Annotated in this window: 1 protein-coding gene; it reads left to right on the top strand. The window is 61.2% G+C overall.

The features are described 5' to 3' along the window. Nucleotides 1-288: 288 nt before the first annotated feature. Nucleotides 289-717: a hypothetical protein gene (locus AC5ZG5_RS46220; protein ID WP_130228064.1), complete on the top strand. Its 429-nt coding sequence runs from the start codon at nt 289-291 to the stop codon at nt 715-717. Nucleotides 718-1,062 lie beyond the last annotated feature (345 nt).

Raw genomic sequence — 1,062 nt, 5'->3', positions numbered from 1 at the left:
AGGCTTCCTCCTAAAAGAAAGCCTTGAATCACGTTCCGTCTGATTTGAGAATCCCAAGAGTCCACACAGCCTAGCCCTCCACGATGAACGATTTCGTAAGAACCTCGGGGCGTTTTGATCTGGATCAAGCTCGGCGGATGGGGCGGTGAACTCGTGGAAGGCTTTGATCTAAGTCAAACGAAATGCAGGCTCGCAACGAAAACTGTTGATGGTGCTGGTCCCCCTTTGGCGCGGGCATCTCTGCCGGAGCTATCGGATCGACGGCACTCCACAATCGGGAGGATGCCCATGGCTCGTTACGGTCTCATCGGCTTCGCGGCAGCCATTCTTGTCGCTGCCAGTTTGGTTCCAGATGACGCTTTTGCCCGCCGTGGTGGAGGTGGAGGGCTCCGTGCCGGTGGATTTCATGGCGGCGGCATGCGCGGCGCTCAGTTCCGGGGCGGGGCTGTTCATGCCGGGCGCGTCGGCGGATACGGGGTCGCCGGACGTGGATACGGGTATCGGCCAATAGCGGGGCGGCCGGTTGCCCGAGGGGTTTATGGCAATGCGGCTTATCGTGGGGCGTGGACAGGAGCGGCCTATGGTCTGGGTGCGGCAGCGGTCGGAGCCGCCGCAGCCGGGGCCTACGGCTACTACGGCAGCGGCTACAACAACTGCTCCTATGACACCTACGGCAATTGGGTCTGCCCGGGTCAGTATCCCTATGGATATCGGTAGTGACGACATTGATCGATTTGCGGACGGCAGCGCGCCAAGGCGGTTGCCGCCCGCTTTCAGATTTGTCGCCGCTTCCAGCGTCGCGTGCGCGGTGAGACGAATTATGCAAGCGATTCCAACAGGATTTGCCTCGTCCAGCCCTCGCACGAAAAATAAACCGCTTAACCCGTCGGGCAAATCAGTGATTTAACTCGGCGCGTCTCACGGCGGATGAGGGGCGGGTCGCGATCGTCACGAACGTTGCGGTGAGATGCGGTGGACGAGATGGGTGTGACTGACGAGCACGCGCATCACGGACGGCGAAGTCGTGTGGTCCTGGCGCCCCGACGCTGGCGCTAAGCTCGC

The organism is Bradyrhizobium sp. Ses1 (genome assembly GCF_059512365.1).
Note: the sequence above shows the minus strand (reverse complement) of the source record. Positions and strands in the feature narration are given on the sequence as shown.

Excerpts from the sequence above, each read along its gene's own strand:
- AC5ZG5_RS46220 (WP_130228064.1), top strand. The coding sequence starts at position 289 with ATGGCTCGTTACGGTCTCATCGGCTTCGCGGCAGCCATTCTTGTCGCT.